The organism is Actinomadura sp. WAC 06369 (assembly GCF_003947565.1).
Lineage (GTDB): Bacteria > Actinomycetota > Actinomycetes > Streptosporangiales > Streptosporangiaceae > Spirillospora > Spirillospora rifamycini.
In genome coordinates this window covers 1-15,209 of sequence record NZ_QHJN01000181.1, presented here as the reverse complement: position 1 = coordinate 15,209, position 15,209 = coordinate 1, and the positions used below count along the sequence as shown (strand labels likewise).

At 75.9% G+C, this 15,209-nt stretch carries 16 protein-coding genes; 4 read left to right on the top strand and 12 right to left on the bottom strand.

The window, feature by feature from the left end; genetic code table 11:
• The 4 genes from DMH08_RS33345 to DMH08_RS33330 all read right to left on the bottom strand — a co-directional run.
• On the bottom strand, positions 1-199 hold a 199-nt coding region (locus DMH08_RS33345; RefSeq protein ID WP_199748127.1), incomplete at its 3' end, for a hypothetical protein.
• Positions 192-980 carry a LytR/AlgR family response regulator transcription factor gene (locus DMH08_RS33340; protein WP_034521332.1) on the bottom strand — a complete coding sequence of 263 codons (789 nt, stop codon included), beginning with the start codon at positions 978-980 and terminating at the stop codon, positions 192-194. The genes DMH08_RS33345 and DMH08_RS33340, both read right to left, overlap by 8 nt.
• 75 nt (positions 981-1,055) lie before the next feature.
• Complete coding sequence (locus tag DMH08_RS33335; RefSeq protein WP_084551176.1) at positions 1,056-2,405, bottom strand: histidine kinase; 1,350 nt, start codon at positions 2,403-2,405, stop codon at positions 1,056-1,058.
• Between the two features lie 98 nt (positions 2,406-2,503).
• Entirely contained in the window at positions 2,504-3,127 is a 624-nt protein-coding gene (locus DMH08_RS33330) for a sulfite oxidase-like oxidoreductase (protein WP_026405740.1), read from the bottom strand.
• Between the two features lie 264 nt (positions 3,128-3,391).
• On the opposite strand from DMH08_RS33330, the gene aroF reads away from it, so the two are divergent.
• From aroF to DMH08_RS33315, 3 genes are all read left to right on the top strand, one after another.
• Complete coding sequence (gene aroF, locus DMH08_RS33325; protein ID WP_125620011.1) at positions 3,392-4,438, top strand: 3-deoxy-7-phosphoheptulonate synthase; 1,047 nt, start codon at positions 3,392-3,394, stop codon at positions 4,436-4,438.
• 246 nt (positions 4,439-4,684) lie between these two features.
• Positions 4,685-5,650: an EamA family transporter gene (locus DMH08_RS33320; RefSeq protein ID WP_125620009.1), complete on the top strand. Its 966-nt coding sequence runs from the start codon at positions 4,685-4,687 to the stop codon at positions 5,648-5,650.
• Between the two features lie 54 nt (positions 5,651-5,704).
• Entirely contained in the window at positions 5,705-6,589 is an 885-nt protein-coding gene (locus DMH08_RS33315) for a DUF5954 family protein (RefSeq protein WP_125620007.1), read from the top strand.
• A 60-nt stretch (positions 6,590-6,649) separates the two neighbouring features.
• On the opposite strand, the gene thiI is transcribed toward DMH08_RS33315, so the two are convergent.
• The 8 genes from thiI to DMH08_RS33275 all read right to left on the bottom strand — a co-directional run bounded on the left by thiI (position 6,650) and on the right by DMH08_RS33275 (position 14,049).
• The gene (thiI, locus tag DMH08_RS33310) at positions 6,650-7,885 is read right to left on the bottom strand and encodes a tRNA uracil 4-sulfurtransferase ThiI (protein ID WP_125620005.1); all 1,236 of its coding nucleotides are present in this window, start codon (positions 7,883-7,885) and stop codon (positions 6,650-6,652) included.
• A 112-nt stretch (positions 7,886-7,997) separates the two neighbouring features.
• Entirely contained in the window at positions 7,998-9,023 is a 1,026-nt protein-coding gene (locus DMH08_RS33305; protein ID WP_026405736.1) for a 6-phosphofructokinase, read from the bottom strand.
• Between the two features lie 165 nt (positions 9,024-9,188).
• Positions 9,189-9,638, bottom strand: coding sequence for a hypothetical protein (locus DMH08_RS33300; RefSeq protein WP_026405735.1), 450 nt, complete (start codon positions 9,636-9,638; stop codon positions 9,189-9,191).
• The gene (locus DMH08_RS33295; RefSeq protein WP_199748126.1) at positions 9,635-10,468 is read right to left on the bottom strand and encodes a DUF692 domain-containing protein; all 834 of its coding nucleotides are present in this window, start codon (positions 10,466-10,468) and stop codon (positions 9,635-9,637) included. The genes DMH08_RS33300 and DMH08_RS33295 overlap by 4 nt, the downstream gene beginning before the upstream one ends.
• Positions 10,360-11,139, bottom strand: a complete 780-nt coding sequence (locus tag DMH08_RS33290) for a TIGR04222 domain-containing membrane protein (RefSeq protein ID WP_125620003.1) — start codon at positions 11,137-11,139, stop codon at positions 10,360-10,362. The genes DMH08_RS33295 and DMH08_RS33290 overlap by 109 nt, the downstream gene beginning before the upstream one ends.
• A 182-nt stretch (positions 11,140-11,321) precedes the next feature.
• On the bottom strand, positions 11,322-11,972 hold the full coding sequence (locus DMH08_RS33285; protein WP_442778665.1) for a response regulator: 651 nt from the start codon (positions 11,970-11,972) through the stop codon (positions 11,322-11,324).
• Between the two features lie 36 nt (positions 11,973-12,008).
• Positions 12,009-13,169 carry a MacS family sensor histidine kinase gene (macS, locus tag DMH08_RS33280; RefSeq protein ID WP_442778664.1) on the bottom strand — a complete coding sequence of 387 codons (1,161 nt, stop codon included), beginning with the start codon at positions 13,167-13,169 and terminating at the stop codon, positions 12,009-12,011.
• Positions 13,170-13,206: 37 nt separating this feature from the next.
• Positions 13,207-14,049 carry a lysophospholipid acyltransferase family protein gene (locus DMH08_RS33275; protein ID WP_125619998.1) on the bottom strand — a complete coding sequence of 281 codons (843 nt, stop codon included), beginning with the start codon at positions 14,047-14,049 and terminating at the stop codon, positions 13,207-13,209.
• Between the two features lie 366 nt (positions 14,050-14,415).
• On the opposite strand from DMH08_RS33275, the gene DMH08_RS33270 reads away from it, so the two are divergent.
• Positions 14,416-15,209: hypothetical protein (locus tag DMH08_RS33270; RefSeq protein ID WP_125619996.1), on the top strand; the 794-nt coding region annotated here is incomplete at its 3' end.

Genomic DNA, 15,209 nt, shown 5'->3' with positions numbered 1-15,209 from the left:
GGGCGAGCGGGGCGGGGAGCAGCGGCAGGACGGCGACTCCGGCGGCGACGATCGCGGCGGGGCGGAGCGCGATCGCGAGCTGGGCGCGGGCCGGGTCCCGGCCGGTATGGGACGGGTCGGGGTCGGACGCGTCGGGGGCGTCCGCCGGGGGCGGCGCCGCCGTATGGTGCGGGTCTGCGTCGGCCGTCGCCTCAACCACGGCGGCCGTCCCCGTCGCAGTCGCCGCGCTGCTCGTGGAAGCGGCGGACGAGCAGGTCGCGGACCTCGCGGGTGTGGCGGCGGCTCACCGGGAGCAGTTCGTCGCCGATCTGGACGGCGGCGCGGCCGCCGTCGAAGCGGAGCTCGGTGATGTGCGCGGACGCGACGAGGGTGCTGCGGTGGATCCGGATGAACCCGGCGCCCTCCCACCGCTTGGAGAGGGCCGACAGCGGCATCCGGACCAGGAATCCGCCGTCGGGGGTGTGGAGGCGGACGTAGTCGCCCTGGGCCTCCACGTGCGTGACCGAGCGCCGGGACACCAGGCGGGTCCGGCCGCCGAGCTCGACCGGGATCATCTCGTCCGCGGGGTCGGCGCGGCCCTCCTCGCCGGGCGGGTCGGGGCGCTCGGCGGCGGCCGCGACGCGCCGGACGGCCTCCGCGAGCCGCTCGGGCCGGACGGGTTTCAGCAGGTAGTCGAGGGCGCCGAGCTCGTACGCGGCGATGGCGCAGTCGTCGTGCGCGGTCACGAACACGACGTGCGGGGGCTCGGCGAAGCCGGTCAGCAGGCGGGTGAAGTCCAGCCCGTCGAGGCCGGGCATGCGGATGTCGAGGAACACGGCGTCCAGGCGCTCGCCCTCGACGAGCATCCGGCTCAGGTCGCGCAGCGCCGACGAGGCGTCTCCCGCGCCGGTGACCCGCTCGATCCGCGGGTCCCTCCGGAGCAGGTGGGTCAGCTCCTCCAAGGCGGGGCGTTCATCGTCGACGGCCAGAACGCGAAGCATGAGGGCGACTTTGCCGCGATTACCGACCGTCCGCAATCGATTCCGAAAAGTGAGTGGGGTGTCGGCGTGAGATTTTCAGTCCGGGAACACTCCCGGCCGGTACTTGGGGACGCGCAGCTCGACCCTGGTGCCGGCGCCGAGCGCCGTCCGGACCGTCAGCCCGTACTCCTCCCCGTAGACCTGCCGCATCCGCGCGTCGACGTTCGCCAGCCCGATCCCGGTGCCGCCGCGGCGGGACCGGCCGCCCGACACGCTCCCCCACCCGGTCGGGCCCGGCCCGCCGACGGGGGCGGAGAGGATCTCCTGCAGCCGCTCGGGGTCCATGCCGACGCCGTCGTCCTCGATGCTGATCGCCGCCTCGGGCCCGGAGTCGCGCGCCGTGATCGAGATGTGGAACGCGTCGCGGGCGTCGGCCATGCCGTGCCGGACGGCGTTCTCGACGAGCGGCTGGAGCGCCAGGAACGGCACCGCGACGGGCAGCACCTCCGGCGCGATCTCCACCTGGAAGCAGAGCCGCTCCCCGAACCGGGCCCGCTCCAGCAGCAGGTAGCGGTCGATGGAGCGCAGCTCGTCGGCGAGGGTGGTGAAGTCGCGGGCGTTGCGGAACGAGTAGCGCGCGAAGTCGGCGAAGTCGAGCAGCAGCTCGCGGGCCCGTTCCGGGTCGGTGCGGACGAACGACGCGATCGTGGTCAGCGAGTTGTAGACGAAATGCGGGGAGATCTGCGCCCGCAGCGCCCGCATCTCGGCCTCCGCGACCCGCTGCCGCGCGGCGTCCAGTTCCGCGAGCCGGAGCTGCCCGGCGACCAGCCGGGCGGTCTCGCCGACGGCGCGGACCCGGGCGGCGGACGGCCGGTGCCAGTACGCCACGAACGCCGCCTCGACGCCCCGCCCGGCGGGCGCCTCGGGGACGGCGGGCCCGGCGGACCGCCCGACGGCGACCGGCGCGATCATCGCGGTCCGCAGCAGGCAGGCGCCGTCCGGGCAGGCGACCCGGTCGGCGCCGACCACCCGGGGGCGGCCCGAGGCCAGCACCGGCAGCGCGAGGTCGACGGCCTCGCCCGCGTGCGGGTTCCGGCCCGCGCCGTCCCACGCCAGCAGCACCGCGGGGTCGTCGTCCGGAGGGTCGTCGTCCGCGGGGTCGTCCTCCACGAGCGCGGAGCGGAGCGCGACGAGCGCGACGGCCTCGGCGTCCAGCAGCGCCCGCAGGTGCCGGACGGACCGGCGCGCGGCGGCGCCGCCCAGCCCGGTCCGCAGCGGCGGCGACGCCAGCGTGATCGCGTGCAGGGCCGCGAACGCGGCCCGCTCGTCCGGCACGGCGGGGCCCCGGCCGGGGAACGGGAGCCGGCTGCGCAGCGCGCACGCTCCCACGGCGGCGCCGGCGGCCACGGCGCACGCCACGGCGTCCAGAACGGACGGTAGGACCATGACGACTTACGGTAACGGCTGTCGTCCGCGTGGGTCGGTGTGTTGGCCATTTACGAAGGTCTCGGATGGGCCACGCCGCGGTCCGGGACGCGCGGGCCCTACAGCGGCGGCGCCTCGCCGTCGTCCTCCTGGTAGGAGTACCGCTGCTCGCGCCACGGGTCGGCGACGTTGTGGTACCCGCGCTCCTCCCAGAAGCCGCGGCGGTCCTTCACCAGGTACTCCACCCCGCGCACCCACTTCACGCTCTTCCACGCGTACAGGTGCGGGACGACGATGCGGATCGGGAAGCCGTGGTCGGGCGTGATCCGCTCGCCGTCGCGGTGCGTGGCGAACATCGTCCCCTCGGCGAGGAAGTCCGCCATCCGGATGTTGGCGCTGTAGCCGTACTCGGCCCACACCATCACGTGCGTGACCTCGGGGGCGGGCGGCGCGAGCTCCACGATCGCCGAGCCGGGGACGCCTTCCCACTCGTTGTCGGGGATCGTGAACTTGGTGACGCAGTGGAAGTCGGCGACGGCCTTGGCGCGGGGCAGCGCGTCGAACTCGTCCCACGTCCAGCGGTGGTGCCCGCCCGACGCGGTCGCACCGAAGACACGGAAATCCCAGTCCTTGGGACGGAACTTCGGGACGGGGCCGTAGTGGAGGACCGGCCATCCCCGGGGGACGTACTGACCGGGCGGCAGGTCCCGCCGCTGCTGCGTGGGCTCTTCGGGTTGGGACATGACGCGGCCATCCTGCCATCCGGCGTGAGCTGAGCCATATTCGGCCCCCTCGCCACCGCCCCCGTCCCGCGTCGGCTATGGTGAGGCCCATGCGCAACGTCGTGTATTTCTTTTGGCTCGACCAGCCCGGACGGCTGGTCTGCCAGACGCTGCGCTGACAGACCACGAACGAGAAGCCCCGGGCCGGTCGGCCCGGGGCTTCCGTCGTTTCAGGGGACGCCCGCGGGACCGCCGGGCCCGCGGGACGAGGAGAGGGAGTACGGCATGGTCATCGTCATGGCCCCGGGGGCCACCGAAGCGGATGTCGACGGCGTCGTCTCACTGGTCGAGACGGCGGGGGGCGACGCCTTCGTCAGCCGCGGCGTGGAGCGGACGATCGTCGGCCTCGTCGGCGACGTCGAGCAGTTCGGCTCGCTGAACCTGCGCGGGCTGCGGGGCGTCAGCGACGTCATCCGGATCTCGGCGCCCTACAAGCTGGTCAGCCGGGAGAACCACGCCGAGCGCACGGTGGTCCGGGTCGGCGGCGTCCCCGTCGGCCCCGGCACGATGACGCTGATCGCCGGGCCGTGCGCGGTGGAGACCCCCGAGCAGACCCTCCAGGCCGCGCAGATGGCCAAGGCCGCGGGCGCGACCCTGCTGCGGGGCGGCGCGTTCAAGCCCCGCACGTCCCCGTACGCGTTCCAGGGGCTCGGCGAGGCCGGCCTGAAGATCCTCGCGGACGTCCGCGAGGAGACCGGCATGCCGGTCGTCACCGAGGTCGTGGACGCCGCGGACGTGGAACTCGTCGCGTCCTACGCCGACATGCTGCAGATCGGCACCCGCAACGCGCAGAACTTCGCGCTGCTGCAGGCCGCCGGGGAGGCCGGCAAGCCGGTGATGCTCAAGCGCGGGATGAACGGCACCATCGAGGAGTGGCTGATGGCCGCCGAGTACGTCGCGCAGCGCGGCAACCTCGACATCGTGCTGTGCGAGCGCGGCATCCGGACGTTCGAGAAGGCGACCCGCAACACCCTCGACATCTCCGCCGTGCCGGTGGCGCAGCGGCTCTCCCACCTGCCGGTGATCGTGGACCCGTCGCACTCCGGCGGCAGCCGCGACCTCGTCCTGCCGCTGACCCGCGCCGCGATCGCGATCGGCGCCGACGGCGTCATCATCGACGTCCACCCGCACCCGGAGACCGCGCTGTGCGACGGGCCCCAGGCGCTCGTGGACGGCGACCTGCGGGAGCTGGCGAAGGCGGTGCGGGAGCTGCCCCCGATCGTCGGCCGGACCCTCACCCGGGACCCGGACGTCGACGCCGTCCCGGCCTGAGCGGGCGCGGACGGACGTGCGGAACGGCTGGTAACGTCGGGCTCATGGCGTTCTGGACCCCGAACTGCGGGCCGCCCCGCTCCTGACGGGGCGCGGCGAACCACAAGCAGTTCCGACCTCGAGTCCTGACGGGCCCGGCGCGAGCGCGCCCCGGCCCGGTCAGTCCTGCGCCCCGAATCCGGAATCCCTCTCCCGATTCGAGCACAGGAGCAGCACTCCGTGTCCTTCCGCACGCTTTCGTTCCGCATGTCCGCGCGCTCGTCCGAGCACGCGTCCCCGTCCGAGTCCCCGACCGGTTCCCCGTCCGAGTCCGCGTCCCCGTCCGGCACGTCCGGGCGGGGGCTGCCGGGCGGGGGCGCCTTCCCGATCCTCGCGGCCGCGGCCCTGTGGGGGACGACCGGCACCGTCCGCACGTTCGCGGACGGCGCGTCCAGCCTGTCGGTCGCCGCGATGCGCATCGTCCTCGGCGGGCTGGTCCTGCTGGCCTCCGCCGCCCTGGCGGGCGGCGCGGGCCTGCGGCGGCTCGCCGCCGACCGCCGCGCCCGCCCGCTCGTCCTGCTCGGCGCCGTCGCGATCACCGTGTACCAGACGGCGTTCTTCGTCGCCGCGGCCCGCACCGGCGTCGCGATCGCGACCGTCGTCACCATCGGGTCCGCGCCCGCGTTCGCCGGGCTCATCGGCGCCGCCGCCGACCGCACCGCACCCGCCCGGCGCTGGACGGTCGCGACCGCCGCGGCCGTCACCGGGTGCGCGCTGCTCGTCGGCGGCGGCGAGGACGCCGGCGCCGACCTCGCGGGCATCGCGTTCGCCGCGCTGTCCGGCCTCGCGTACGCGTCGTACGCGTCGGTGACGTCCGTCCTGATCGTCCGGGGCGCCGACGAGCGGGCCGCCGTCGGCGCCCTGTTCGGCGTCGCGGCCGTCCCGCTGCTGCCCGTCCTGCCGTTCGCCGGGTCGGGGTGGATGCTGACCGGCTCGGGCGCCCTCATCGCCCTCTACCTGGGGGTGGTCGCGACCGGCGGCGCCTACCTGCTGTTCGCTCGCGGGCTGCGCACCACCCCGGCGACGGCGGCGACGACGCTGACGCTCGCCGAACCGGCGGTCGCGGCCGTCCTCGGCGTCGTCCTGCTCGGCGAGCGGCTCGGCGGCACCGCCCTGGCCGGCCTCGGGCTCCTCGCCGCCGCGCTGGTGCTGATCGTGCTGCCGCGGAAGTAACGATTGGTCTGAACCACTCGCGGTACCCGGCCCGCGGCGGGGATGATGGCCCGCATGACGACGGGCGAGGGGGACGCCGGAGGACAGCTTTTCCCCGAGGACCTGGACGGCGTCGACCCGGTGGCCGCCGTGCTGCGGGCGGACGCGCGCCGCGCCATGGCGGCGTACCCGGAACCGGTGGTCGTCGGCGCGCTGTTCGCGGCGGCCGAGCGGGTCGCGGACGGGTGGCGGCTGGTGTGCCCGAGCGACCCGCTCCCGCAGGGCGCGCGGGAGCTGCTGGCCGTCCACCTGGAGGACCGGGCCGCAGCGGAGGCCGGCGCCGCCGCGCGGGAGCTGCGGGCGGCGGCGCGGGCGCTGCAGGCGGACCCGTCCGACGAGGTGACGGCGGCCGGGCTGCGGTTCCGCATCGTGCGGATCGAGCAGCTCGTGCGGACCGGGCCGGACGGGCCCGAGCCGCCGCGGCCCACCGACCTGGACCCGCCCGGGCGCGCGCCGCGCGGGGAGCCCGACCTGCTGCCCGGCGACGGCACCGACCCCGACCTCACGTCGGCGGAGCTGCTGTGCCAGGTGCTGGACGCGGCGGCCGCCGCCGGGAACGAGCCGGACGGAGCGTTCCTGACGCCGGTGCCGCTCGCGCCGGTGTTCACGGTCGCGGAGCGGGGCGGCGGGCGGTGGCGCCCGGTCGGCCGGCTGCACGACGGCCCGCAGGAGGCCCGCGACTCGCTCGTCACGTACTTCCGGCACGTCGTCCCGGTGATCGAGCGGCCCGCGGAGGCCGCCGCCGCCGAGTTCGCCGCGGCGGCCGAGCTGATGGAGGACGGCACGGGCCGCAACGGCATCACGGTCGCCGGGCGCCGGTTCCGGGTGGTGCGGATCGAGCGGATCACGCTGCTCGGCCCGGACGGCCCGGAACCCCCGCGCCCCGGCGACCCGCGCTGACCCGCCCGCCCGGCCGGACGGGCGAGGCCGCGGACGGGGCTGCGGTCGACGCGGCGGCGGTCAGGAGGCGGCGGCGTCGCCGTAGACCGGGCGGTGCTCCTGGACGGACTCGGCGAGCTGGTCGGCGAGCTCCCCGACGTCGAGGCGCTTCTCGATCTGCCGCAGGTCGTCGATCTTCGCGCGGGTCTCGGCGCGGCGCGGCGCGAGCAGCGTGCAGCAGTCCTCGTCGGGCAGCTCGGAGATCGACAGGGTCCGGATGCGGCGCGCCTGGTCCATGATCTCGATCTTGTCCATGCCGACGAGGGGGCGCAGGATCGGCAGCTCGACCGCGTCGTCCAGCGCGGTGATGTTCGCGAGCGTCTGGCTGGACACCTGGCCGAGCGCGTCGCCGGTGATCAGCGCGGTCCCGCGCAGCCGGCGGGCGAGGACCTCGCCGGTGCGCAGCATCAGCCGGCGCTGCGCGATCACCGCGAGCCGGTCCGCGCCGGACGACTTGATCTGCTGCTGCGCCTTGCCGAACGGGACGACGAACAGCCGCGAGCCGCCCTGGAACTTGTCCAGCTCGCGGACCAGCGCGTACGCCTTGTAGATCGACTCGGGGCCGGTGAACGGCATCCCGGAGAAGTGCAGGTAGTCGACGCGCAGGCCGCGGCGCATCATCCGGTACGCGGCGACGGGCGAGTCGATGCCGCCGGACATCAGCACCAGCGCGCGGCCGCTCATCCCCACGGGGAGCCCGCCCTGGCCGGGGAGCCCGCCGGAGAACACGAACACCTCGTCGCGGTCGACCTCGATCGACAGGGTGTGCTCGGGGTTCTTCAGCTTGACCGGCTGCCCGTACTTCTGCGCGACGAGCGCGCCGATGTGCCGGTCGAGCTCGGTGGAGGTCATCGGGAACCGCTTGTCGCGGCGGCGCGAGCGGACGGCGAAGGAGCCGGTGCGCCCCTCCATCAGCTCGAGGGCGGCGCGCTCGACGCTCGCGAGGTCCTTGCCGACGCGCCAGGCGCGGTGCGCCCACACGATGCCCATGACGTCGCCGATCCGCTCGGCGAGCCGGTCGACGGTGGGAACGTCGGCGTCCTTCGTGCGGACGACGAACACGCCGTGGCGGCGGATGACGTCGACGCGGGCGATGGGGCGGACCGCGGTGCGGACGTTGTCGGCCAGCCGACGTTCGAACTGCTCGCGGTTCTTGCCCTTGAGGACGACCTCGCCCAGTTTGAGCAGCACGCACGGCTCGCCGTCGACCGGCGACTGCTCCCGGACGACGGCGGGCGCGGCGTCGAGCGTGGTCATGCGGATCCTCCTGGCGGGGCGGCGAAGTACGGGGGCGGGCCTCCAGTGTGGCCCAGAAGCCGCAACGCCGCGACCTGGTATCGGTGTTCCCGCCAGGAGGATCCTTCTCCGGTCAGCCGAAGAAGACCTCGGCCTCCGCGTACCGCTCCAGCGGGACGGTCTTCAGCTCCTTGGTGGCCTCGTCGAGGCCGACCCGGACGATCTCGGTGCCCTGCAGCGCGACCATCCTGCCGTAGTCGCCGTCGCGGACGGCGTCGATGGCCTGGAGGCCGAGGCGGGTGGCGAGCACGCGGTCGAACGCGCTCGGGGTGCCGCCGCGCTGGATGTGCCCGAGCACGGTGGCGCGGGCCTCCTTGCCGGTGCGCTTCTCGATCTCGTCGGCGAGCCGCTGCCCGATGCCGCCGAGCCGGACGTGCCCGAACGCGTCGCGCTCGCCGGTCTGCAGCTGCATCTGCCCGTCGATCGGGTGGGCGCCCTCGGACACCACGATGATCGGCGCGTAGCGGGTCTTGAACCGGCTCTCGACGTACTCGACGACCTTGTCGATGTCGAAGGGCCGCTCGGGGATCAGGATGACGTTGGCGCCGGCGGCCATGCCGACGTGCAGCGCGATCCAGCCCGCGTGGCGGCCCATGACCTCGCAGATCAGCGCGCGGTGGTGGCTCTCGGCGGTGGTGTGCAGCCGGTCGACGGCCTCCACCCCGATGTTCACCGCGGTGTCGAACCCGAACGTGTAGTCGGTGGCGTTCAGGTCGTTGTCGATGGTCTTGGGGACGCCCACGACGTTCACGCCGCGCGAGTGCAGCTCGCGCGCGACGCCGAGGGTGTCCTCGCCGCCGATGGCGATCAGGGCGTCCACGCCGAGCCCGGCGAGGTTGTCCTTGATCCGCTCGACGCCGCCCTCGACCTTGAGCGGGTTGGTCCGGGACGATCCGAGGATCGTGCCGCCGCGCGGCAGGATGCCCCGCACGGCCTGGACGTCCAGGGCCACGGTGTCGCCTTCGAGGGGGCCGCGCCACCCGGCGCGGAAGCCCACGAACTCGTACCCGAAGACCTGCACGCCCTTGCGCACGACCGCGCGGATCACCGCGTTCAGGCCGGGGCAGTCCCCGCCGCCGGTCAGCACTCCGACCCGCATGCCGTCTCCTTCTCCCGCCACCGGACTCCTCCCTCGTTCACGTGCCCGGACTCTATGCCGGCGCGTGCGTTCACGGGCGCGTTCGCCGGCCGTCCCGGCACGCCGCCATTGGTCTAGACCATAGTCGCTGTCGGGGCGGCTCGGGCACGTCCGCCGCGAACCGCGTCAGCGGCGGCGCGCGAGGACGCGCACCCGGCCGCGGACCGCCACCGCCAGCCCGCCGGGCACCCGCCGCACCCCGGCCGCGCGGCGGCGCGGGGCGCCGTCCCGGACATACGACCACCGCGCCTCCGCGACCGCCAGTTCCCGCGCCGCGCCGGGCGCCAACTCGTGCCGGTGGGCGCGGGCGAAGTCGCGCCCGTCCCGGGCGGATCCGCGCGTGGGCCGCTCCGCCGCCCAGGCCGCGAACGCCTCGCCCCAGGACGTCCCGTACGACGCGGCGAGCGCGGGCCACGCGTGCGCGACCTCCCCGGCCCGCTTGCGCAGGATGCTCCGCGCCGCGGCGCGGACGGCGTCGCCGTCGAACCCGGCCGGCATCGGCCCGCCCGCCGCCATGGCGCGCACGAGGGCCTCCTGCGCGGCCGCCAGGCCGGCGTCCAGCGGCTCCCCGGTCATGTGACGCGGGGGTGGCCGGACGCGTCGGCGACGGCGTCGAGTTCGTCCCGCAGCTCGGCGGCGGGCGGGTAGCGGCCGTCGCGTTCGAGGAGGAGGCCGGGCGGGCGGTGCCGGGCGCAGAGCTCGGCGACCAGGTCGAGGACCTCGGGCGGGACGGGCGCGGTGTGGGTGTCGTGGTAGCGGCCGCCCGCCTGCTCGCCGCCCGCGACGTGGCAGTACGCGACCCGTTCGAGCGGCAGGCGGTCGATGAGGTCGAGGGGGTCGGTGCCGCGGTTGCGGGCGTTCGCGTGCACGTTGGCGACGTCGAGGAGCAGCAGGACGCCGGTGCGCTCGACCAGCTCGGTGAGGAAGGCGGCCTCGTCGTACTCGGCGTCCGGCCAGTCGAACAGCGCGGCGATCGGCTCGACGGCCAGCGGCACCGGCAGCCCGTCCCGGGTGCGGCGGACGTTCGCGGTCAGGACGTCGAGCGCGGCGCGGGTGCGGGGCACCGGCAGCAGGTGCCCGGCCTCGATGCCGCCCGCGCGGACGAACGCGACGTGCTCGCTGACCAGCGGCGCGCCGAGCGCCTCGGCGCACGCGGCCAGGTGCGCGACCCGCTCGGCGGACACGGGTTCGGCGCCGCCGAGCGACAGCCGCACCCCGTGCGGGACGACCGCCGCGCCGCGGTCGCGCAGGGCGAGCAGGCCGGGGTCGGGCCGCGCCGGCCGGACCGACTCGGCGATCACCTCGGTGAACCGCAGGCCCGGCAGCGACGCGACGAACCCGCCGATCGGGGGCCGCCAGCCGATGCCCCCGCCGGGCCGTAGGTCGTCCAGGACGGCGACGCCCACGGCGCCAGGTGGAGGTGCCGCAGGCCGTACTCCCGGTCCGCGGCCGTGCCTTCGGCGGTGCGCGACCCCCGGTCCAGCACGAGGACCAGTGCCGCCACGGCGAGCACGGCCTCGATCAGGAAGCCCGCGACGAGGGCGGGCGGGGTCACGCCGCCGGGGAGGATCAGGACGGCCGGGGCGCCGAGCCAGCTCACGGCGAGCAGCGGCACCGCGGCGACCCTCCGGGCGTCCTTCGCGGCGGGGCTCAGGAGCTGCCCGGCGTCTTCCAGGTCGGTCCGGAGCATCCGCAGGGCCTTGCCCACCGCCCCGTCCCGGCGCAGCGCGGACGGGGCGACGCCACGCCGGACGGCGCCGTGGAGGGCGTCGTCGAGCGGCAGGACGGGGCCCTTCCGGTCCCCCGCGACCAGGCGCCCGGGCGGCCGCGCCTCGATCGCCCCTTCAGCCCGCAGGACGGCCAGGCCGGTGAGGACCGCGCGGTCCTCACCGGAGCGGATCAGCGCCGCCTCGTACGGATGGGGCTCGCGGCCGAGCGGGGCGCCGCGGCCGAGCCGGCGCCGGACCGCGAGCGCCCGCACCAGCAGCACCGCGGACACGGGTAGGAGTACGGCCCACACGACGACGGACGGCCAAGGGCCGTCCAGCTGTGCGGCTACCGCCCGAGCATCGTCCATGCCCGCACCTCTTCTGTTCTCCGAGCGTCCACACCGTTGGACGCCCGTCCGGCCCGGCGTGTTCGACGCCGTTCCCGCCGGACGGCGCGCACCGGCCGTCGCCGGAGGCGCCGGTCCAGGGCGGCGGCCGGACGGGGCCGGAGGTGCCGGTCCAGGGCGGCGGCCGGACGGGGCCGGACGGGTCAGCCCCGGCCGAGGTCGTCGTCGAGGCCCTTCTCGATCGCGTAGCGGACGAGTTCGACGCGGTTGTGGAGCTGGAGCTTGCCGAGGGTGTTCTGCACGTGGTTCTGCACCGTGCGGTGGGCCAGGACGAGGCGCTGCGCGATCTGCTTGTAGGTGAGGCCCTTCGCGACGAGGCGCAGGACCTCGGTCTCGCGTTCGGTGAGCCGGGGCGCGCCGTCGTCGGCGTCGCGGGCGGGCGCGGCGGCGAGGCGGCGGAACTCGCCGAGGACGAGCCCGGCGAGGCCCGGGGTGAAGACGGCGTCGCCCGCGGCGGTGCGCCGGACGGCGTCCAGGAACTCCTCGCGGGCGGCCGACTTCAGCAGGTAGCCGGTGGCGCCCGCCTTGACGGCCTCCAGCACGTCCTCCTGCTCGCCGCTGGCGGACAGCACCAGCACCCGGACGGGCGGGTCGGCGGCGGCGAGGTGCCGCGTCACCTCGACCCCGGAGATGTCGGGGAGCTGCAGGTCGACGACGGCGACCTGGGGGCGCGCGGCGGCGGCGACGCGAACCGCGGCGCGGCCCTCGCCGGCCGTCGCGACGACCTCGTGCCCGGCCTCGGCGAGGTCGCGGGCGACCGCGTCCCGCCACATCGGATGGTCGTCCACCACCATGACCCTGAGGGGAACGTCGCTCACCCCATCACCTTCTCACGCGTTCCGCGGGGACCGCGGAACGGTCATCTCGATCTCGGTGCCCTCGCCGGGCGCGGAGGTGATCGCCGTCGTGCCGCCGAGGTCGCGGACGCGCCCGCGGATCGACTGGGCGACGCCGAGGCGCCCGTCGGCCGCCGCCCGCTCGAGGCGTCCCGCCGGCATGCCCGGGCCGTCGTCGCGGACGCTGACGATCACCTCGTCGCCGCCGTCCTCCAGCAGCACCCAGGCACGGGTGCCGGCGCCGCAGTGCCGCGCGACGTTGTCGAGCGCCGCGGCGACGGCCGCGTCCAGCTCCCGGGCGGCGTGCTCGGGCAGCGGGACGGGCGTCGCGGGCGTCGACACGGTGACGGTTCCGGACGTGCGGGCGGTCAGCAGCGGCCGCACGTCCAGCTCGTCCTCCGCGGCGGCGCCGGGGGCCCGACGTCCGGTTCCGGTCGGGGCGCGGGACGGCGTGCGGGGCGCGCTGCCGACCAGGGCGCGCAGCGCGGTCTCCTGCTCCCCCGCCAGCCGGGCCAGCTCGGCGGCCTCGCCGTCGAGCCCGGCGCCGCGCCGCCGCACCATCGCGAGCACCTGCAGCACCGAGTCGTGGATGTCGCGGGCGAGGCGCTCGCGCTCGCGGGTGGCCGACTCCAGTTCGACCGCGCGGGCGAGCCGCGCCTCGGCCTCGCGGGCCAGCCGGACCACGTGCCCGACGACCAGCCCGGCGAGGCCCAGCAGCACGATGCCGTTGAAGGTGCGGCCGCCGATGCCGCCGGCCGTCCCGGCGAGCACGTGCACCAGCAGGTTCGCCAGCGCGAGGATCCCGGCGGCGGCGATGCCGAGGCGCCGGCCGCCCACCACCGCCCACGACAGGACGGCCGCCGCGACCCACGACACCGGCAGCGTCGGGCGTCCGGAGGCGATGCCCGCGACGCTCTCCACCCAGGCGGTCGCGACCACGCAGCCGGACGCGACGGCCATGTCGGCGGCCAGCAGGGCGGGGCCGCGGCGGCGCGGGTCGCGGAACAGCAGCCATGCGGCGACCGTCCAGCCGGCCATGGCCCCGAGGACGGCCCAGCCGCCGGCCGGGTGCGCGTAGCCGCCGGCGTTCTTGACGATCAGCACGGCGGCGTAGCCGAGCGCGGCGGTCCGGTAGACCGCGACCGCCCGCCACAGCGCGGCGTCCAGGCCCAGGCCGCCGCCGCGGTCCGCGTCACGCGCCGTCGGTCGGCCCTCCGTCGCCGTCGCGGGCGCGCCGCGCGGCGCTCCCGTCCTCGGTTCCGTTGCCGGTCCCGTCCTCGGTCCCGTTGTCGCCGCCGGTCCCGGGCGCGTCCTCGTCCTCGTCGTCGTCGCGGACCGGGCGGACCGGCTTGCCGGCCATCTCGGCCTTCACCTCGGCGGCGTAGCGGTCGACGTACTCCTGGCCGGACAGCTCCCGGATCGCCCGCATGATCTCGTCGGTGATCGCGCGCAGCACCTCCCGGTCGTCCTCGCGGCCGTAGTAGCGGGAGAAGTCGAGCGGCTCGCCGAACCGGACGCCCGGCCGCACCCCCAGCCGGGGCAGCGGCTTGCCGGACGGCATGAGCTCGAACGTGTTGATCATCGCTACCGGGATCACCGGCACGCGGGACTTCAGCGCCAGCCGCGCCACCCCCGTCTTCCCCCGGTACAGGCGGTTGTCGGGGGCGCGCGTGCCCTCCGGGTAGATGCCGAGCAGCTTGCCCTCCCGGAGGATCCGCAGGCCCGTCTCCAGCGCCGCCTCGGCCGCCGAGCCGCCGGTCCGGTCGACCGGCACCACCCCGACCCCGGTGAAGAACGCCTTGCTGATCAGCCCTTTGATCCCCTTGCCGGTGAAGTACTCGCCCTTGCCGATGAAGAAGATCGGACGCATCAGCGGCAGCGGCGCGAAGAAGTGGTCGGCGAACGAGAGGTGGTTGCTCACCATCAGCGCGGGCCCGCGCTTCGGCACGTTGCGCATCCCCTGGTTCCGCGGCCGCCACAGCACGTACATGATGGGCGAGAGGACGATCCTCAGCAGGATCCAGAACCAGAGCATGCCGACACCCTTTCTTTACCGCGCGTGCATGCGGTGTGCGAGCCGAGGACCCGGCTCCGGGGGAAGATGATGGGCTATCTTCGCATCCCGCCCCCGAGCGGCCCACCCGGCCGCCCGGGTAGGCCGGCGGGCCCGCCCGGCGCGGCGCGCCGCGCCGCCGGTTGGCCGTACTCTCTCTACGTAATCTCAATTCGGGTGCGCCCGGGGGCTTGTCCCGCGCGGCGCAGCGAATACCGTGGGACACGTCTCAACGTGTCCGGGGGCGCCGCCGCGTGCGGGGGCGCCGCCGGACGCACCTGTCGATGGGGGAGCGGAGGCCGCCATGCCGGTGCTGCCGGTCACGCCGGAGCCGAAGGAGCCGGCCCCGTGAATCGCCGTGGCAACGGCCTGTCGGCCGACACCTACGCTCCGCTGGTCGATCTCGCCCCGCACCTCGCCGACGCGATGCTGACGGCGCTGCGGGACGCGGGCGTCGCCGCCTACGCCGTCCCGCCCGCGGGCGGCGCCGCCGCGGCCGACGACCCGGGCCGGCCCGCCGCCGCGCCCGACGGGCCGCGCGCCGCGGACGCGTCCGGCCGCGCCGCCGAGGACGTCCTCGACCGGCTGTACGTGGACGTCGAGATGAAGCCGGCCGCCGAGGGGATCCTGCGGGCCCACCTGGCGCGGCTGCGCGACGCGGGCGTGCGCGGCTCCGACCCGGACGCCGAGCGCACCGACGCCGGCCTCGCCGACACCGGGCTCAAGGACCCGGATCCGCAGGACCCGCCCCTCAAGGACGCCGGGCTCAAGGACGCGGGCCGTCCCGACGCGGGACGCGCGGACGGCGGGCTCGCCGACGCCGACCGGCCCGAGACCGGCGCGCCCGACGGGGCGGACGCGCCCGGCGCCGCCGACGCCTCCCCCGCCGGCACCGCCGAACGCGACGAGGACGCCATCTGGGCGGAGATCGTCGCGGGGTTCGACGCCGTCCCCGAGGGCGACGAGATGCCCTGGCCCGAGCAGGAGAACATCGACGAGCCGCCGGAGCCGCCCGCCGAGGGCGACGACCGCACCGGCCGGCTGCCCCGCGCCCGGGTGATCAAGCCCGCCGCCGAGCCGGAGTTCCCGGCGGCGGGCTTGATCACCCGGGCGCGGGGCAGCCGGCCGGTGCGGTCGTCGCC